This is a genomic window from Rhodocyclaceae bacterium, assembly GCA_020248265.1.
GTDB lineage: Bacteria > Pseudomonadota > Gammaproteobacteria > Burkholderiales > CAIKXV01 > CAIKXV01.
Genome location: JADCHX010000011.1, coordinates 75,688 through 92,292, shown reverse-complemented (window position 1 = coordinate 92,292; position 16,605 = coordinate 75,688). Strand labels below are relative to the sequence as shown.

Annotated in this window: 15 protein-coding genes and 1 tRNA gene; all 16 read right to left on the bottom strand. The window is 67.3% G+C overall.

Annotated features, from left to right (window positions below; genetic code table 11):
• Nucleotides 1-68: 68 nt before the first annotated feature.
• The 16 genes from rffA to ING98_11265 all read right to left on the bottom strand — a co-directional run bounded on the left by rffA (nucleotide 69) and on the right by ING98_11265 (nucleotide 16,567).
• A complete protein-coding gene (gene rffA, locus ING98_11340) occupies nucleotides 69-1,256 on the bottom strand; it encodes a dTDP-4-amino-4,6-dideoxygalactose transaminase (GenBank protein ID MCA3102460.1) in 1,188 nt (395 codons plus the stop codon).
• Between the two features lie 1,668 nt (nucleotides 1,257-2,924).
• A complete protein-coding gene (locus ING98_11335; GenBank protein MCA3102459.1) occupies nucleotides 2,925-3,311 on the bottom strand; it encodes an EamA family transporter in 387 nt (128 codons plus the stop codon).
• Nucleotides 3,311-3,955, bottom strand: coding sequence for a methyltransferase domain-containing protein (locus tag ING98_11330; protein MCA3102458.1), 645 nt, complete (start codon nucleotides 3,953-3,955; stop codon nucleotides 3,311-3,313). The genes ING98_11335 and ING98_11330 overlap by 1 nt, the downstream gene beginning before the upstream one ends.
• Nucleotides 3,936-4,865, bottom strand: a complete 930-nt coding sequence (locus tag ING98_11325; GenBank protein ID MCA3102457.1) for a glycosyltransferase family 2 protein — start codon at nucleotides 4,863-4,865, stop codon at nucleotides 3,936-3,938. Before ING98_11325 ends, ING98_11330 begins: the two co-directional genes overlap by 20 nt.
• Nucleotides 4,862-5,551: a WbqC family protein gene (locus ING98_11320; GenBank protein MCA3102456.1), complete on the bottom strand. Its 690-nt coding sequence runs from the start codon at nucleotides 5,549-5,551 to the stop codon at nucleotides 4,862-4,864. The genes ING98_11325 and ING98_11320 overlap by 4 nt, the downstream gene beginning before the upstream one ends.
• A 198-nt stretch (nucleotides 5,552-5,749) precedes the next feature.
• A tRNA-Ile gene (locus ING98_11315) sits at nucleotides 5,750-5,823 on the bottom strand.
• A gap of 82 nt (nucleotides 5,824-5,905) precedes the next feature.
• Entirely contained in the window at nucleotides 5,906-7,027 is a 1,122-nt protein-coding gene (locus tag ING98_11310) for a hypothetical protein (protein ID MCA3102455.1), read from the bottom strand.
• Complete coding sequence (locus ING98_11305) at nucleotides 7,024-7,242, bottom strand: hypothetical protein (protein MCA3102454.1); 219 nt, start codon at nucleotides 7,240-7,242, stop codon at nucleotides 7,024-7,026. Before ING98_11305 ends, ING98_11310 begins: the two co-directional genes overlap by 4 nt.
• Nucleotides 7,243-7,272: 30 nt before the next feature.
• Nucleotides 7,273-7,587, bottom strand: coding sequence for a hypothetical protein (locus tag ING98_11300; protein MCA3102453.1), 315 nt, complete (start codon nucleotides 7,585-7,587; stop codon nucleotides 7,273-7,275).
• Nucleotides 7,588-7,670: 83 nt separating this feature from the next.
• Nucleotides 7,671-10,289: an RNA polymerase sigma factor RpoD gene (rpoD, locus tag ING98_11295; protein MCA3102452.1), complete on the bottom strand. Its 2,619-nt coding sequence runs from the start codon at nucleotides 10,287-10,289 to the stop codon at nucleotides 7,671-7,673.
• 142 nt (nucleotides 10,290-10,431) lie between these two features.
• Nucleotides 10,432-12,360: a DNA primase gene (locus ING98_11290; GenBank protein ID MCA3102451.1), complete on the bottom strand. Its 1,929-nt coding sequence runs from the start codon at nucleotides 12,358-12,360 to the stop codon at nucleotides 10,432-10,434.
• Nucleotides 12,357-12,824 (bottom strand): GatB/YqeY domain-containing protein, encoded by a 468-nt coding sequence (locus tag ING98_11285; protein MCA3102450.1) that lies wholly within the window; start codon nucleotides 12,822-12,824, stop codon nucleotides 12,357-12,359. Before ING98_11285 ends, ING98_11290 begins: the two co-directional genes overlap by 4 nt.
• 119 nt (nucleotides 12,825-12,943) lie before the next feature.
• A complete protein-coding gene (locus ING98_11280) occupies nucleotides 12,944-13,156 on the bottom strand; it encodes a 30S ribosomal protein S21 (protein MCA3102449.1) in 213 nt (70 codons plus the stop codon).
• A 228-nt stretch (nucleotides 13,157-13,384) separates the two neighbouring features.
• Entirely contained in the window at nucleotides 13,385-14,383 is a 999-nt protein-coding gene (locus tag ING98_11275) for a tripartite tricarboxylate transporter substrate binding protein (protein MCA3102448.1), read from the bottom strand.
• A gap of 37 nt (nucleotides 14,384-14,420) precedes the next feature.
• Complete coding sequence (locus ING98_11270) at nucleotides 14,421-15,542, bottom strand: mandelate racemase/muconate lactonizing enzyme family protein (GenBank protein MCA3102447.1); 1,122 nt, start codon at nucleotides 15,540-15,542, stop codon at nucleotides 14,421-14,423.
• A gap of 26 nt (nucleotides 15,543-15,568) precedes the next feature.
• Complete coding sequence (locus ING98_11265; protein MCA3102446.1) at nucleotides 15,569-16,567, bottom strand: tripartite tricarboxylate transporter substrate binding protein; 999 nt, start codon at nucleotides 16,565-16,567, stop codon at nucleotides 15,569-15,571.
• Between the last annotated feature and the right edge of the window lie 38 nt (nucleotides 16,568-16,605).

Below are 16,605 nucleotides of genomic sequence, written 5' to 3'. Positions count from 1 at the left end.
TTCTTGCGCACGGTCTCGGAAAGTAGAAACGCTTCCGGATGCAGTTTAGGGTGCCGCAGCGACAGCAGTCAATTCTGCAGCAGGATCTCGTGTACCGCATCGATCACGCGCGGCTGCTGGTCCTCGAGCCCGATCCACAGTGGCAATCGCACCAGCCGGTCGGCAAGATCCGCAGTCACCGGCAATTCAGCCGCAGCGCGGGAGAAGCGCATTCCGCCGGGGGAACTGTGCAGCGGCACGTAGTGCGACACCGCGTTGATGCCGCGCCGGGCGAGCTGGTCGATGAAGCCCTGCCGTGCCGTGCGATCCGGAAGCAGGATGTAGTACATGTGCGCGTTGGCGGTGCACTCCGCCGGTACCGTGGGACGGCGCAGATGGCCGGACGCTTCGAGTCCCTCGAACGCACGATGATAGGCGTCCCACAACGCCAGCCGCCGCGAAGTGATCTCGTCGGCGGCCTGCATCTGCCCCCACAGGAAAGCCGCGGTCATTTCTCCGGGCAGGTAGGATGAACCGATATCGACCCAAGTGTACTTGTCGACCTTACCCTGCAGGAACTCCGTCCGGTTGGTCCCTTTCTCGCGAATCAACCGGGCGCGGTGGGCCAGCGCCGGGTCGTTCACCAGCAGCGCCCCGCCCTCGCCCGACATGATGTTCTTCGTTTCGTGGAAGCTCAGCGTGCCCATCTGTCCGATGCTGCCCAGCGGACGTCCGCGGTAGGACGCCATCGCGCCCTGCGCGGCATCCTCGATGACCAGCAGCCCGTGGCGCGCGGCGATCGCCATCACCGTGTCCATTTCGCAGGCAACACCGGCGTAATGGACGACGACGATCGCGCGGGTACGCTCGGTGATCGCGGCTTCGAGCTTCGTTTCGTCGATGTTCAGCGTGTCCGCCCGGATGTCGACGAATACCGGCAAACCGCCGCGCAGCACGAATGCATTGGCGGTGGACACGAAGGTGTAGGACGGCATCACGATCTCGTCGCCCGGGCCGATGTCGGCGAGGATCGCCGCCATCTCGAGCGCCGCCGTGCACGAATGCGTCAGCAACGCTGCCTGGCAACCGGTCCGCTGCTCCAGCCAGCCGCTGCACAGCGACGTGAAATGCCCGTCGCCCGCCAGCTGCAGACGCCGATTGGCTTCGCGCACGTGGTCGAGCTCGGTCCCGACCATGAAGGGGCGGTTGAACGGGATCGGCTGCACTTCAGCCCCGGATGCCTTGCGCTCGAGTACGTCGGGAGAGTTCGATGTCATCATGGCACTGTCAATCAATGGTGCAGCCGGGGTCGCCGGCCACGTGGATCCGGATGTCCCGTCCCTCGGTGGAGGGACTGGGTGGCAACAGCTTCATGCAGCGGTCGATGTAGGCGACGATCAGGGGGTGGGTGCTTTCGAAGCCCAGGTCGGGCCGGGCGTCGGCACGGAAGAGGGAGAACATCGAAAAGCCGATGTCGGCCTCGCGCAGGCGCGCGATCTCTCGACGCTGGCGCGCCTCCGTGGCAGGGAACAGCTGATAGATTTCCCAGACCGGCGCGCGACGGCGCTCGACCGCGTAGGCGCCGGGCCAGTAAGGTGCGGCAAGAAACGAACGGCCGTCACGCGCATGGGCGTCGACCTGCGCGCGCAGCAGCGAAAGCACATCGGCTGCGTGCGGCTCGACGTAGAGGGTGTCCCCGAGCACCTGCACGCGCTCCGCCGTCCAGCCGCGCAGCACCGGGTACGCACGCTGCTCGAACAGCGACAGGACAGTGCCAGCGACGACCGCCGCCACCAGCACGACGTCACCCAGGCCCGTGCGCTGCCTTCCTGGCCATGTCCAGGCGGCGACGAGGATCGGGAGAATGCTCAACGCGACATGGAAGACGTCGAAACGCGACACCGTGTAGTGTGCGTAGGGAATCGATACCAGCACGGCGGCCGCAAACACCGCACCACCTGCCGTATCGGCTGCTGTGCCGCCTGCCGTATCGCCTGCCGTATCGCCTGCCGTATCGCGGCCATTCGACGGTTTCCAATCGTTCCACACGCGGCGCATTGCGAGAATCAGGACCCCGCCGCCAGCGAGCCCTGCAAGTGCAAGCAATGACTCGCGCAGCGCACTGGCGGCGTCCTGCCCGGCCGACGGCAGCAGCAACGCCTGGAGCCGGGGCAGCGGCAACGGCAGGTTGGTCGTCCCCGCCTCGAACAGCATCCGGATCGAATCGATGAACGCCGCGGTGAATCCGGATGCGAACAGATGACAGGCGATCACCGGGGAATAACCGACAACCCCGCCGGTGACGAATGCAACCAGCATCCTGCCCGACGGAAGCAGACGCACCTGCCGATACCGCAGGCCCAGCGCGAGTGCCACCGCGATCGATCCGTACAGGGCGTGATTGATGCCGATGGCCGAAACCACTCCGAGGCAGATGCCCAGCCATGCGCAGGAGCGCACGCCGACGCGCGCCAGTGCTGCAGCCAGCCCGGCGACCATCAACATCACGGCGAAGCTGTCCGCGACCTTGAAGTCCGGCACCATCCAGACGGCAAACGCCGGCACCGCGAGCAGGATCCGCCATGCGGGCGCCGGCTGCATGCTCATCAGCACTGCAGCCATGGCGACGGTGATCGAAGCCAGGACGGCATTGCCCGCGCGCATCGCCACGATGCCATCGTTGTCGAACAACCACATCCAGCCGGCCGACCAGAAGTAGCGACCCACGTCGTACGACTGGAAGTCGCGCAACGGCAGTTCACCGGCCAGCACACGCTGCGCGCCGTACCAGAGGAAGCCCTCGTCCTGAAGGTTCAGCCCGTGATGGCCGATGAACCAGAATACGGCCAGCGGCAGCGCCAGGGCGATCGCGACCGCCCATGTGCGGGCCGCCGCCCCCGTCATCAACACACGAGCCAGTATCCCGGCCTGCCCGGCAGTGCCGGTCATCGCGACCCGGCGGCTGCGACGACCGTGCCCAGCACGATCAGTGCAACGCCTGCCACCTTGTACAGGTTCAGTTGCTCGTCGAGCAGCCATACGCTCATTGCCAGCACGAGCACGAAGTTCAGGCTGGTGAACGGATAGGCATAGCTCAGTTCGAACCGGGTCATCGCCGCCATCCACGCAAGGCTGGCAACGAACGCGGCGGCGAAGCTGGACACGACGAACGGATCGAGCAGCAGCAACAGCAGATGCCGCAACCCTGGCAGGAAGCCGGCCGGCATCGGCCCGATCTGGTCCATGCGCCACTTGAGTATGAGCTGGCCGTACACGGTCAGCAGGATCATGCCGAGGATGAACGAATAGTCGAGCCAGCGCTGGACAGGCATCATGGGACAGGATCCGTCTTGCGCACCAGGATCGTGAACGCGTAGAGACCGTAGTCGTGCAGCAGCGCGACGTTACGCGACCAGCGCCGCTTGCATAGATCGAACACGACGCATGGATCGGGGTAGTACAGATAATCCCGCATCTTCGATGCGTCGGAATACGAGGTCAGGCAGTTGAATGCGAAGCCGGCCCGGCTGGTGCGATCGATCGCGTCCAGGGCCTCGGTCATGCCCGCAAGGCACTGCTCGTCGCTGCGCCCCAGGCGCAGTGTGAACGTACCGCTGGCCACGCCGAAGTCGGCCTCCGCCAGCGGGCGGTCTGCCACCTCGAAGGTCACGGCGGGATTCGACGCAAAACGCACACGCGCCGCGGCGATCATTTCTTCATTCAGGTCGATCCCCGAGTAGGCAATGTCCGGCCAGCGCGCGAGCAGCACGTCGGCCAGCGCGCCGTAGCCGCAGCCGAAGTCGTTCACAGAGAAGGGGCCTGCTGCGGGCAGGATGCGCATCAGTTCATCGAACTGCCTGCGCTGGCTCGCTTCGCCGTTCCAGTCGACCCCTTGTGGGGTCGGACCGTGCCGCTCGAAGCTGTCGCGGTAATGCAGGCGGGTGCGCCGCACGAATTCAGAGGGATCCACGGCCATGTACCTCCCGGACGATGGTGTAGGGACGCCGCTTCACCTCGACGAACATCTTGGCCAGGTAGATGCCCAGGATGCCGATGAAGGAGATGATCATGGCACCGATCATCCAGATCGAGACGATCAGCGAAGCCCAGCCGCTGACCGGCCGGTCGAGCAGCGCCCACTGCACGACGATGCCCGCGGCAAACAACGCGGCGACGACGAAGATCGCCACGCCGATGTAGAAGGTCGCGACCAGGGGAACGCTGCTGAACGAGGTCACCGAATCGATGAGCAGGGCGACCCGCCGCCGCAGCGAATAGGTGGTGGCACTCGTGTGGTGCTTGTCGACGATGCAGGCGCGCTGCGCAAAGCCGGTGATCACCCACAGGCCGCCGATGTCGAGTTCGCGCTCTTCGTGCCGCAGCAGTGCATCGACGTAGCGGCGGGTCATCAGCCGCGCGGTGACCATGTCCGTCGGCATCTCGAAGCCGATGATCGCGTTCATCAGGCGGTAGAACATCCGACCCGACCAGCGCTCGAATCGGCCTCCCTTGCGGTTTCGCTGCACGCCGTACACGACATCGCAGCCCTCGTCCTCCAGGCGTGCGAGGAAGGCGTCGAACCACTCGGGCTCTTCCTCGAGGTCGCTGTCGAGCAGGTAGACGCGTTCTCCGCGCGCGTAGGCAAGGCCGGTCATCATCGCCTTGTGATGGCCGAAGTTGCGCGACAAGTCGACGACGACGACATGCGGGTCGGCACGGCTCAGCGCGACCGCCCGCTCGAGGCTGTCGTCGGGCGACCCGTCGTTGACGAACACCAGTTCATAACTGCCGGCGGCGTGATGCGCGGCAACGGCACTCGCCCGCCGGTGGAACTCCTCGACATAGGCGGCCGACTGGTACAGCGTGGTGACGATGGAGAGCTTCATCGACGTGCGTGCGTCATGTACTGCGCGGCCTGGTCGCCGCAATTGAACAGCAGGTCGACGATGCTCACCTCGTGCACGAACTCGCCCCACAACTGCGGGTACGCCGGGTACGGCCCGTACTCGAACCACTCGACCTGGATGCCTGCACGGGCGAACGCCGCCTCGTCGAGGTAACTGCGTGCACTCGGCCCCGACACATAGACATCCGCGCCGGCCTTCTCGCACAGGCCGACCAGGCGCTCGTTGCGGTCGCCGTCGGAGGGGTAGTCGGTGGAATGTGCCAGGCGGGTGCCGATGCCCAGGAACCGGCAGATGGCCGCGATCAGCGAATGGTTGACCTCGGCCAGGTTGATCCAGGGGCGCCCGCGAAACAGGGGCTCGAGCCAATCCGCGATCGGCTGGAAGTGCGGGGCCCGTGCGTAATTCGCCCCGAGACGCTGCCAGTGCGCGGGCCCGCAGCCGGAATCGTTGATGCAGACGTCACGAACCTGCCGGCGCAGCGAGATGCCCACCGGAATGCTCAACCACTGCACCCCCTGGGGCGTCTTGATCCGGTTGCGGTTCCGCCAGTCGTTCTTCGTGTACTGCACTTCATCGTAGAACACGAACTCGTCCACCGACGCGATCAGGTCGAAGTAGCCCTTCCAGGGTATGTAGTTCGACTGAACGACGGCCACGCGCTTCATGTGTGTCGGGAGTTCCGGGGACTGACCAACGGGGAAAGGGCGCGGGCGCAGACCCATGCGACCAGAGATAGTAACAAACCCTGTCGACGGCTTGGGCACCCACGCTCGTGGCCAGCCTGATGCGCGATCCGGAACAGACCCACGCCGACCCCAGGCTCGCGACAACCGCGAATGCCTTGACCAGATGGTCTTCATGGGTGGGCCCGCTGGGACTCGAACCCAGGACCAAAGGATTATGAGTCCTCTGCTCTAACCGACTGAGCTACAGGCCCGTGTTCCCTGTCGCCGGGCGCCATTGTACCGGCACGCTGCCGCGAGCGACGCAGGGCCGATCGCGACAGCGGTGCAATACCGTCAGGCCTGCCGGAACTGCTCCACCGACTTCGCCACCGTCCCGTCCTTCAGCTTCAGCGGCAGCGTCACCGGCCGCGTCGGCCCGAAGGTAGGTATGTACACCGAGTGCTTGCCGGCGCCGCCGACGACGATCACGTGCACGCCCTCCTCGCCCTTGATGATCGGCACCGGCCGGTCGCGCTGCTCGGCGGTGAGGCCAGGCAGGTACGGCACGAACTGGTTCAGCCGGCGCACGATGTTGTCGTCGGACAGGTTGCCGAGCGGCACGCGTGCATGTTCGAACAGGAAGGCCTTCACGTCGCGCTTCGAGAAGCCATCCTTCGCGATCGACGCCGCATGCTCCGGTCCGATCACCACCAGCGGCTCGCCAGAGTAGTAGATGTTGTTCGCTCCGGTCTGGGCGATGGTGCCGGCGATCATCTTCAGCAGGCCCTCGCCGTCCAGGCTCTCGTGGTCGTTCACGTTGTGCGGCGGTTCTGCGCCGTACACGGTGACGGTCGAGGTCTCGGCGCCGAAGCCCATCTCTACGTTGAGCGGCTCCCACGGGTTCGCCGCCTCGTTCTCGGCGACACAGTAGGTGTACTTCGACGGTGCGCCGTGGGTCGACATGTCGCCGCTCGCGGGGATCGCGCCGCCGATGTTCCACATCGCCAGCCGCACCGCGCGGCCGATCGTCGCGTTGGCGCGATTGCCAGGGCCGAACGCGTTGTGGCCGCTGTTCATGCCGATCTCGCGCGCGACCGGTCCGTTCACCACCACCAGCGTCGAGCAGGGGTGCGTGGTCGCCTGGATTCCGTACAGGTTGAACTTCTCCTCGCACAGGGCCTCGATGGCCAGCAGCACCAGCGGGAAGTACTGCGGCAGGCAGCCGGCCATCACCGCATTGGCGGCCAGGCGCAGCGGCGTCGCTTCGCCGAAGCGCGGCGGGATCTTCGCCACCGGTTCGTCGATCGGCCGGTCGCAGTAGGCGAGCATCGCGTGCACACGCTCGGCCGTGGGCGGCACGACTGGCAGGCCGTCCGTCCAGTTCTTCCCGCGCACGAAGGCGTCGATGGCCTCGTAGTCGTCGTCGACCTCCAGCGCGGCGCCGGGGATCTCGAGCAGTCGTTCGGTCGCGATCATTTCTGGTGCTTCCGGATCAGGTCGATGAACGCGGGTACCGCCACCTCGGCGCGCTCGCGCACTTCATCGATCGACACGCCGCCCAGCGGATGCGGAATCTCGATCAGCGGCAGTTCCGGCACGCCGAAGATGCGCGCCTGGGTCTCGCCAAGCTTGCGGAACGGACCGGAGTAGATGACCGCGGTCACCAGGCCACGTTTCCGCAGCTGCGCCATGTCGTGGACACTCCACGACGTGCAGGACCCTCAGTCCGCCATAGCGCTGACGACGAAATCGGCCTCCGCCTCGATCTGGTCGAGCATCGCCTTCGTTGCCGGCGTGCTCGGGTTGGGCTTGCGCAGGCTGACCACCGATGCGACCGGCATCTGCCGGCCGACGCCCTCGATGATCATCCTCAGCAGGTGGTCGGCATTGCTCTTTGAATTGTCGAGCACGCCGATACGCAGCCCACCGCTGGCAGCCTCGCGCTGTGCACCCGCCGCTTCGCCCTGCGGCACCGGCGCTTCCGGCGAGATCAGGAACACCTTGCCGTTGCCGGCGCCTTCATTTCGAACGGTCATCGCTCGCTCCTCGGTGGTCGGTGCACGAATGCCTCCATTCTAGCGGAACGCGTCGCGCAGACACCGCGGAAGCGGGCGCCGGGTCAACCGCCTTCGCTGTCGAGGAAGCTGCGCAGCCGCTCGGAGCGCGACGGATGGCGCAGCTTGCGCAGTGCCTTCGCCTCGATCTGGCGGATGCGCTCGCGTGTTACGTCGAACTGCTTGCCCACTTCTTCGAGCGTGTGGTCGGTGTTCATCTCGATGCCGAAACGCATCCGCAGCACCTTCGCCTCGCGCGGGGTGAGGGTATCGAGCACGTCCTTGGTGGCACCGCGCAGGCTGGCATACACCGCCGCGTCGCCCGGCGACATCGTGCCCTGGTCTTCGATGAAGTCGCCCAGGTGCGAGTCGTCGTCGTCGCCGATGGGCGTTTCCATCGAGATCGGTTCCTTGGAGATCTTGAGGATCTTGCGGATCTTGTCCTCGGGCATCTCCATCTTCTCGGCCAGCGTTGCCGGATCGGGCTCGGTGCCGGTCTCCTGCAGGATCTGGCGCGAGATGCGGTTCATCTTGTTGATCGTCTCGATCATGTGCACCGGGATACGGATGGTGCGCGCCTGGTCGGCGATCGAACGGGTGATCGCCTGGCGGATCCACCAGGTGGCGTAGGTCGAGAACTTGTAGCCGCGGCGGTATTCGAACTTGTCCACCGCCTTCATCAGGCCGATGTTGCCTTCCTGGATCAGGTCGAGGAACTGCAGGCCGCGGTTGGTGTACTTCTTCGCGATCGAGATCACCAGCCGCAGGTTGGCCTCGGTCATCTCGCGCTTGGCGCGGCGGGCCTTGGCCTCGCCGGTGGACATCTGGCGGTTGATCTCCTTCAGGTCTTTCAGCGGAATGCCGACCGTCTTCTGCACGGTCATCAGCGACTGCTGGTGCTCGAGCACCGAGGGCACGTTGCGGGTGAGCGAGTCGCTGTACGGCTTGCGGCCGTTGACCTCGGCGACGATCCAGTCGAGGTTGACCTCGTTGCCCGGGAAGTTCTTGATGAAGTAGGTGCGCGGCATGCCCGACTTCTCGACGCACAGGTCCATGATGCGCCGCTCGTGGCTGCGCACCCGCTCGACCAGCTTGCGCACGCTGTCGCAGAGGATCTCGATCTGCTTGGCCGAGAAGCGGATCTGCATCAGCACGCCGGAGATGTCCTGCTGGACCTGGCGCGAGGTCTTGCTCTGCGGGCCGCCCTTGACGAGCGACTTGACCATCTGCTCGTGCAGCGAGCGCAGCATGTCGAAGCGCTCCATCGCCTCGGTCTTGAGCTTGAGCAGGCTGGCTGTCTGCGCGGCGGCAGCCTTCGCCTCGTCCTCTTCCTCGTTGGTCTCTTCTGCGTCCTCGTCCTCGATCTCGGCCTCTTCGGGCATTTCGGCCGCGGCGGCGACCTGCTCGGCGTTCGGATCGATCAGGCCGTCGACCAGTTCGTCGATGCGCATCTCGTCGCGCGAGACCTTGTCGACCAGGGCCAGGATCTCGGCGATCGTCGTCGGGCAGGCCGAGATCGCAAGGATCATGTGCTTCAGGCCTTCCTCGATGCGCTTGGCGATCTCGATCTCGCCTTCACGCGTGAGCAGTTCGACCGAACCCATCTCGCGCATGTACATGCGCACCGGGTCGGTGGTGCGGCCGAACTCGGAATCGACCGTGGCCAGCGCGGCCTCGGCTTCTTCGGCGGCATCCTCGTCGGCGGCAGCGGGCGCAGCCTCGTTGATCAGCAGCGATTCGTCATCGGGCGCCTCGTCGAATACCGAGATACCCATGTCGTTGATCATGCTGATCACGTTCTCGATCTGCTCGGCGTCGAGCATGTCGTCGGGAAGGTGGTCGTTGATCTCGGCATACGTCAGGTAGCCGCGCTCCTTGCCGAGCACGATCAGGCTCTTCAGCCGCAGGCGCCGGGTCTCGGGGTCGATCACCGGTGCGTCCTTGGCGCCGATCAGCCGGTCTTTCTTGCCCTTGCCGCCCTTTTCCTTTGCGGCGAGCTTGGCACGCGCCATCGCGGCCGCGCGTTCTGCGATCTCGGCCTTGGTGGGACGGCCGGCCAGCAGTGGGTTGACGGACGGCGCAGCGGCAGCGGTTGCGGCCGGCGCAGCAGCGGCGGTCGCGGCCTTCTGCGCGGCCGGCGCGGCCGGCGCGGCAACGGCCGTTGCTGCTTTCTTCGCAACCGGCGCGGCAACGGCGGCTGCGGCCTTCTGCGTCACCGGGACGGCAGCGGCAGATGCGGCCTTCTTCGCCACTGGTTTGGTGGATTTCTCGAGCAGTTCCCTGTCGCCGCTCGCGACGCGTGCACCGGCGGCGCGAACGGCCGGTGCCGCGGCCTTCGAGGCATGGGCGGCGTTGGCACGCTTCGGGGCGACCGCGCGTTGCGGTGCTGCGGGGACCTTTGCGACCCCGGGCTTGCGTGCCTGGGCCACTGGCTTCGCCGGGGCAGCGGCGGGCTTCGCCGCCTTCACCGGCAGCTTTGCCTTGGATGCAGACGACCTGACCGGCGTCCTTGCGGCGACTTTCGCGCCCTGGCGCACCGCCGACGCCTTCGATGCTGCACGCGTGGCGGCCGGCGCGCTGGTCGTCCGCGCGGACGTCGACTTGCCCGCACGCGACGTGGCTGCGCGGCTCGGCGCGCTCGATCGTGCCGACTTCGCTTTGGTTTTTGCTTTGGTGCTGGGCATCGGTATCGTCCGCTCGAAAAAACCAGTTAGTTTAATTGAATGTGGGGTCCATGCTTGCCAAAAAAACGCTGCCCCGTGCATTTAGCGGCAAGGGCGAGCGGGCATTGCGTCAGATGTCGGGCACCTGCGGCATCCTGAGCAGTCAGGCGCCCGGCCGCCGCAGCAGGCCGCGCAGGGCATCGCGCATTTCGGGTGTCAGGCCAGCCAGGGAGGTGGCGCCCGCCATTTTCGTCGCCTCTGCGCGCCGGATCTGGTCGCGCAACCGCTCCATCGCACCGTCGAGTTCGGCCTGCACTTCGCCGGTTTCCACCCATTCCGGTGCATCCGCCTCGACATCGCGCAACATGTCTTCGAAATCGCTGCCGGCGAACGCCTGCAGCACCCCCGCCGCCCGCATGCCGGCGAGCGCTGCCTCCGGTTGGCCGCGAAGGAATTCGACCAGCACCGTGAGGGTGCGAAGCTCGGGATGGGGCTCCAGCCCCTCGGGCAGGTCGACTCGGCTCACCAGTTCAGGCTTTGACAACAAGGCCTGCAACATGGTTCTCGCCAGCGACGGAGCGGGGCGCGGCCGTCGCCCCCCGGCACCACCGCCCGGGCCCGACCGGCCACGGTTCGCGAACGGTGCGGCGTCGTCAGCCCCACTCGCCCGCCCGAAGCCGCCGCCCCGCTGGCGCCCGTCGCCGAAACCCCGTCCGCCGCCCGGGCCGAAGCGGTCGTCGCGCGGGCGCGACGACGCCGGCGATTGCGCCGCGACGATGCCCCAATGGCCGTCGAGTTCGGCCGGCGTGATGCCGGCCAGCTCCGCCAGCCGCTTGCGCAGCATCCGGCCGAGCATCGGTGCCTGCTGCAACTGGGTGACCAGCGGCTTCGCGTCGCGCAGCAAGCGCGCGCGGCCCTCCTCGCTGGCCAGGTCGTTCTCGCGCGTCAGCTCACGCACCAGGAAACCCGACATCGGCATCGCGGCCGCCAGCAGGCTCTCGAACGCCGCGCGGCCCTCGCGCCGGATGAAGCTGTCCGGATCCTCCCCCTGCGGCAGGAACAGGAACGACAGATTCTTGCCATCGACCAGTTGGGCCAGGCTGTTCTCGAGCGCGCGCCAGGCCGCGCGACGTCCGGCCGCATCACCGTCGAACGAGAACACGATGTTGTCGGTCTGGCGCAGCAGCTTCTGTACGTGGAATGGCGTGGTCGCGGTACCCAGCGCGGCCACCGCGTAGTCGACCCCGTGCTGGGCCAGACCGACCACGTCCATGTAGCCCTCGACGACCAGCACCCGGCCCGCCTCCCGGATCGCCCGCCGCGCGGCGAACAGGTTGTACAGCTCGCGCCCCTTGTCGAACAGCGGCGTTTCGCGCGAGTTCAGGTACTTGGGCTGGTCTTCCGGGTCGATCACCCGTGCACCGAAGCCTACGATCATGCCGCGCTGGTTGAGGATCGGGAACATGATCCGGTTGCGGAAGAAGTCGAACCGGCGACCGGATTCGCCGTTCACCACCAGCCCGACCTGGTCGAGTTCGGGCGAGGTGTAGTTGGCGAACACCTGCTCCAGGTTCTGCCAGCCGGGCGGCGCGAAGCCGATCGCGAAGCGCGAGGCGATCTCGCCGGTCAGCCCGCGCTGCTTCAGGTACTCGATCGCCTTCGGATGGTGCCTGAGCTGTTCGCGGTAATAGCGGGTCGCCTCGCGCATGTGCTCGTACAGCCGCGCCGTCGCCTCCATCGCGGCCGCATCCTCGCTGCCGCCCCCGCCGCCGCCGGGATTGCGCCCGCCGCCGCGCCAGGGCTCTTCCGGTACCGGGATGCCCATCTGCTCGGCGAGGGAACGGATCGCCTCGACGAACTCCAGCCCGTTGTAGGCCATCAGGAAGCCGATCGCGTTGCCGCTGGCACCGCAGCCGAAGCACTTGTAGATCTGCTTCGGCTGGCTGACCTTGAACGACGGCGATTTTTCGTTGTGGAACGGGCAGCAGGCGACGTGGTTCGAGCCCTCGCGCTTCAGCGGCACGTAGCGCTCGACGACCTCGACGATGTCGGCGCGCGCGAGCAGGTCCTGGATGAAGGCCTGGGGAATCAAGCGGCGGGCTGCGCGAGGCGTGCCTTCACCATGGCCGACACTTTCGCGAGGTCGGTCCGTCCTGCGAGCCGCGGCTTGAGCACGGCCATCACCTTGCCCATGTCGGCACCCGAGGGTGCACGGGTCGAGTCGACGACGGAGGCGATCGCCTCGGCGATCTCCGCGTCGACCTCGGCCTGGGACAGGGCCTGCGGCATGTAGGCCTGCAGCACCGCCAGTTCCTGCTGCTCCTTCGCGGCGAGGTCGGCGCGACCGCCCTGCTCGAACTGCGCGATCGAGTCACGACGCTGCTTGATCATCCGGTCGATGACTGCCGTGACCTCGGCATCGACGAGTTCCTTGCGCTCGTCGACCTCGCGCTGCTTCACGGCCGACCAGAGCAGGCGGATGGCGGCGAGGCGATCGGCCTCGCGGCTCCGCATTGCGGCCTTCATGTCTTCCTGGATCGTGGCACGTAGGGTCATGGCGCTGAAGATCGGTAGGGATATGACGCGTTTTCAACGACGCCCGCAATGCAAAACGGCGGCCGGAGCCGCCGTCAGGGCTACCCGCCGCTGGGCGACGGGCGGGAGTGCTGGGGCGATCAGTACATCCGGGGCGGGAGCAGTTGTCCACGCACACGCTTGTAATGACGCTTGACCGCGGCGGCGAGCTTGCGCTTGCGCTCGGACGTGGGCTTCTCATAGAACTCGCGTGCACGAAGTTCGGTCAGGAGGCCAGTCTTCTCGATCGTCCGCTTGAAGCGACGAAGCGCAACTTCGAAAGGCTCGTTTTCTTTTACGCGGACACTTGGCATGCGGTTTGGCGTCGGGTCGGTTGAGTGAACCGCGAATGATAGGCGCGAAGATCCCGTTTGGCAAGCACAAGTACCCAGAACCCGGCCCGGCCAGAAATCCGGGGCCGAAACAGCTTCCTCCCGCAACCCGGGTCTGACCCTGGGGTCTGACCCTGGGGTCTGACCCTGGGGTCTGACCCCAGGGTCGACTACCGGACTCGGCCGGGAAAATCGTCTCTGTCCCGGATTTCAGTCGACGCGGGCGCCGGACTGGCGCACGACCTTATCCCACTTGGGGATGTCGGCGGCGATCACCTTCGCGAAGGCCTCCGGGCCGGCGCCGACCGGATCGGCGCCCTGCTGCGCATAGACTTCGCGCACGTCCGGGGCTGCGACGATCCTGCGCAGCACGGCATCGAGGCGGCCGAGGATCGGCGCAGGCAGCCCGGCCGGGGCCAGGATGCCGAACCAGTTGGTCATGTCGTATCCCGGCACGCCGGCCTCGGCGATCGTCGGCACATCGGGCAGCGCGCCTGAACGGCGCACGCCGGTCACCGCGACCGGCCGAAGTTTGCCGGCCCGGACCTGCGGGATCAGCGGCACGATGCTGGCGATCGTCATGCTGACCTGCCCGCTCAGCAGGTCGGTGATCAGCGGCCCGGTGCCCTTGTAGGGGATGTGCTGGATGTCCACGCCCGCCATCGACTTGAACATCTCCACCGCAAGGTGGCTGCTGCTGCCGTTGCCGGCAGAGCCGTAGTTCACCTTGCCCGGATTCGCCTTCGCCAGCGCGATCACGTCCTTCACGGTCTTCATCGGCAGCGTAGCGGGCACCGCCATCAGCAGCGGCACGTTCACCAGCAGCGTGACCGGCTGGAAATCCCTGACCGGGTGGTACGCGACCTTGCCATACAGCGGCGGGTTGATGACATGCGGCAGCGAGGTGAACAGCAGCGTGTAGCCGTCGCCAGCCGCGCGCGCCGCGAGCTCGGTCGCGATCACGCCGCCAGCGCCGCCCCGATTGTCGACCACGATCGTCTGCCCGATCGCATCCTGCAGGCGGGCCGCATGCAGCCGCGCGAGGATGTCGGCCGCGCCGCCTACCGGAAAGCCGACCAGCAACCGGATCGGCTTCGCCGGCCATTCCTGCGCGGATGCGGGGCCCACCGGCGCCAGCAGGCTCGTCGCAAGGGCAACCAGCGCAACTGCGGGTAAACACCGGTTGCCGCGGACAGTCGTCTGTCGCATCGTCGTTCGCTTCCGATCATCCAGCGCCGCCGCGCGATCAGTCGATCGTGCAGCGCTCGAGCGTTGCGGGATCGGGATCGGCTCCCAGGCCCGGCTGGCCCGGCACGGCGATTGTGCCACCCTCGACGGTCGTTGTGCCGCGCAGCGGATTCTCGCCCAGGTCGACGAACGAGTACTCGATCGGCGTCCCGGACTCGAGCAGCGCATGGGTCAGGTGCAGCGTCGCCAGCAGCCCCGGGCCGAAGTACGGCGAGTGCGCGACCACCCGCACGCCGTGCCGGCGCGCCGCCTCGACCACCTCGACGAAACCGCTGACGCCGCCGATCTTGGTGACGCTCGGCTGCGCGATGTCGACCGCGCCTGCCTCGAACATGCGCTCGAAATCGCCGGCGCTCATCGCGTTCTCGCCGGCGGACACCGGCATGCCGCACATGCGGCGCACGCGCGCGAGCGTCGGAAAATCCTCGGGCGGCCAGACCGGCTCCTCGAACCAGGCCAGGCCGTGCGGCCGCACGCCATCGGCGATCGCCAGTGCCTCGTCGCCGGTCCATGGGCAGTTGCAGTCCATCATCAGCGCGACGTCCGGCCCCGCGGCGGCCCGCGCAGCAGCGACCGCGTCGACGGTGATCTCGTGCAGCTTGACCTGCCGATACCCCGCCGCGACGGCGCGCGCGGTGTTGGCCGACACCAGCTTCGCATCGCCATAGCGCAGCAGGCTGGCGTAGGCCGGCATCCGCACGCCCTCGCCTGCGGCCGCACCGCGACCGGCCGGCAGCGCCGCGAGCAGCTTCCACAGCGGCAGCCCGGCGCGCTTGCCAGCGATGTCCCACAGCGCGATGTCCAGCCCCGACAGTGCGAACATCACCGGCCCGGTGCGTCCGAGCAGGTGCAGCTTTCGCGCGAGGTCGTTGCGGATGCCGGCGATGTCCGCCTCGTCGCGCCCCACCGCGAGCGGCGCGACCAGCGTGTGCAGCGCGGTGCGGGTAGACGGCCAGACCGCGAAGCCGAACGCTTCGCCCCAGCCGACCAGCCCATCCTCGGTCTCCACGCGCACCAGCAGCATCTCCATCTGGCGCGATTTGCCGCCGAACATCGGCTTCGGACCGCCCATCTCGAACGGCAGGGTCACGGCCACGGTATCGACCGAGCGGATCGTCATCGTCTGTTCTCCCGTCCTGTTCCGGCTTATTCCGGCTTCGCGCCGGAGTCCTTCACCACCTTCGCCCATTTCGCGGTCTCGGCGACGATCCAGGCGCCGAACTGCGCCGGCGTGCCGCCAGCCGCGTCGAAGCCGAGTTCCTGCAGCCGGTCCTGCGTCTCGCGCCGCTGCATGCCGCGCATCACCGCCTCGTTCACGCGCTGCACGTAGTCGCGCGGCAGGCGCGCCGGACCGACGAGCCCGTTGATCGTCGCCGCGTCCACGCCCGGGTAGCCGCTCTCGCCGAAGGTCGGTACGTCGGGCATGCCGCCGAACCGCTTCGCCGAGGTGATGCCCAGCGCGCGCAGCTTGCCGCTCGCCGCATGCTGCCGGCCGCCGCTGGGCGTGGTGAACACCATCGTGATCTGGCCGCCGAGCACTTCACCGATCGACTGGCCGGCCCCCTTGTAGGCGATGTGCTGCAGGTCGATGCCGGCCACCGAGCGCAACTGTTCGCCGGCGAGGTGCACCGCGGTACCGTTGCCGGCCGAACCGAAGGTGAGCTTGCCCGGCTGTGCCCGGGCCAGCGCCACCAGTTCCTTGACACTGGCCGCGCGCACCGTCGGATGCACCAGCAGCACCAGCGGCGAGGTCGCCACCAGCACGATCGGCGAGAAATCCTTCACCGTGTCGTAGGGCAGCTTGCCGAGCAGGCTCGGGTTGATCAGGAAGGCGGCGTCGATCATGCCGATCGTGTGGCCGTCGGGCACCGCCTGGGCAACGATCTGCGTGCCCAGCGTGCTGCTCGCACCCGGCCGGTTGTCGACCAGCACCGTCTGCCCGAACGCCTCGGCGATGAACGGCGCGACGATACGCGCCAGCGTGTCGGTGCCACCGCCAGGCACGTACGGCACGATCATCCGGATCGGGCGGGTGATCTTCGTGTCCTGCTGCGCCTGCAACGGCCCCGCGAGCGCGAGCATGATGCTGCCCGCAACCGCAGCTGCCGGGCCTGCGCGCAGCATGGATCCCTGGACTGGATGCATCGAACTCCTCCTGTGCGGATCGGCGGGCCGGCCCGCAG

What these genes read in the sequence shown, in the direction of transcription:
- rffA (MCA3102460.1), bottom strand. Translation starts at nt 1,256, where the DNA reads ATGACATCGAACTCTCCCGACGTACTCGAGCGCAAGGCATCCGGGGCT.
- ING98_11335 (MCA3102459.1), bottom strand. Translation starts at nt 3,311, where the DNA reads ATGCCTGTCCAGCGCTGGCTCGACTATTCGTTCATCCTCGGCATGATC.
- ING98_11330 (MCA3102458.1), bottom strand. Translation starts at nt 3,955, where the DNA reads ATGGCCGTGGATCCCTCTGAATTCGTGCGGCGCACCCGCCTGCATTAC.
- ING98_11325 (MCA3102457.1), bottom strand. Translation starts at nt 4,865, where the DNA reads ATGAAGCTCTCCATCGTCACCACGCTGTACCAGTCGGCCGCCTATGTC.
- ING98_11320 (MCA3102456.1), bottom strand. Translation starts at nt 5,551, where the DNA reads ATGAAGCGCGTGGCCGTCGTTCAGTCGAACTACATACCCTGGAAGGGC.
- ING98_11310 (MCA3102455.1), bottom strand. Translation starts at nt 7,027, where the DNA reads ATGATCGCGACCGAACGACTGCTCGAGATCCCCGGCGCCGCGCTGGAG.
- ING98_11305 (MCA3102454.1), bottom strand. Translation starts at nt 7,242, where the DNA reads ATGGCGCAGCTGCGGAAACGTGGCCTGGTGACCGCGGTCATCTACTCC.
- ING98_11300 (MCA3102453.1), bottom strand. Translation starts at nt 7,587, where the DNA reads ATGACCGTTCGAAATGAAGGCGCCGGCAACGGCAAGGTGTTCCTGATC.
- rpoD (MCA3102452.1), bottom strand. Translation starts at nt 10,289, where the DNA reads ATGCCCAGCACCAAAGCAAAAACCAAAGCGAAGTCGGCACGATCGAGC.
- ING98_11285 (MCA3102450.1), bottom strand. Translation starts at nt 12,824, where the DNA reads ATGACCCTACGTGCCACGATCCAGGAAGACATGAAGGCCGCAATGCGG.
- ING98_11280 (MCA3102449.1), bottom strand. Translation starts at nt 13,156, where the DNA reads ATGCCAAGTGTCCGCGTAAAAGAAAACGAGCCTTTCGAAGTTGCGCTT.
- ING98_11275 (MCA3102448.1), bottom strand. Translation starts at nt 14,383, where the DNA reads ATGCGACAGACGACTGTCCGCGGCAACCGGTGTTTACCCGCAGTTGCG.
- ING98_11270 (MCA3102447.1), bottom strand. Translation starts at nt 15,542, where the DNA reads ATGACGATCCGCTCGGTCGATACCGTGGCCGTGACCCTGCCGTTCGAG.
- ING98_11265 (MCA3102446.1), bottom strand. Translation starts at nt 16,567, where the DNA reads ATGCATCCAGTCCAGGGATCCATGCTGCGCGCAGGCCCGGCAGCTGCG.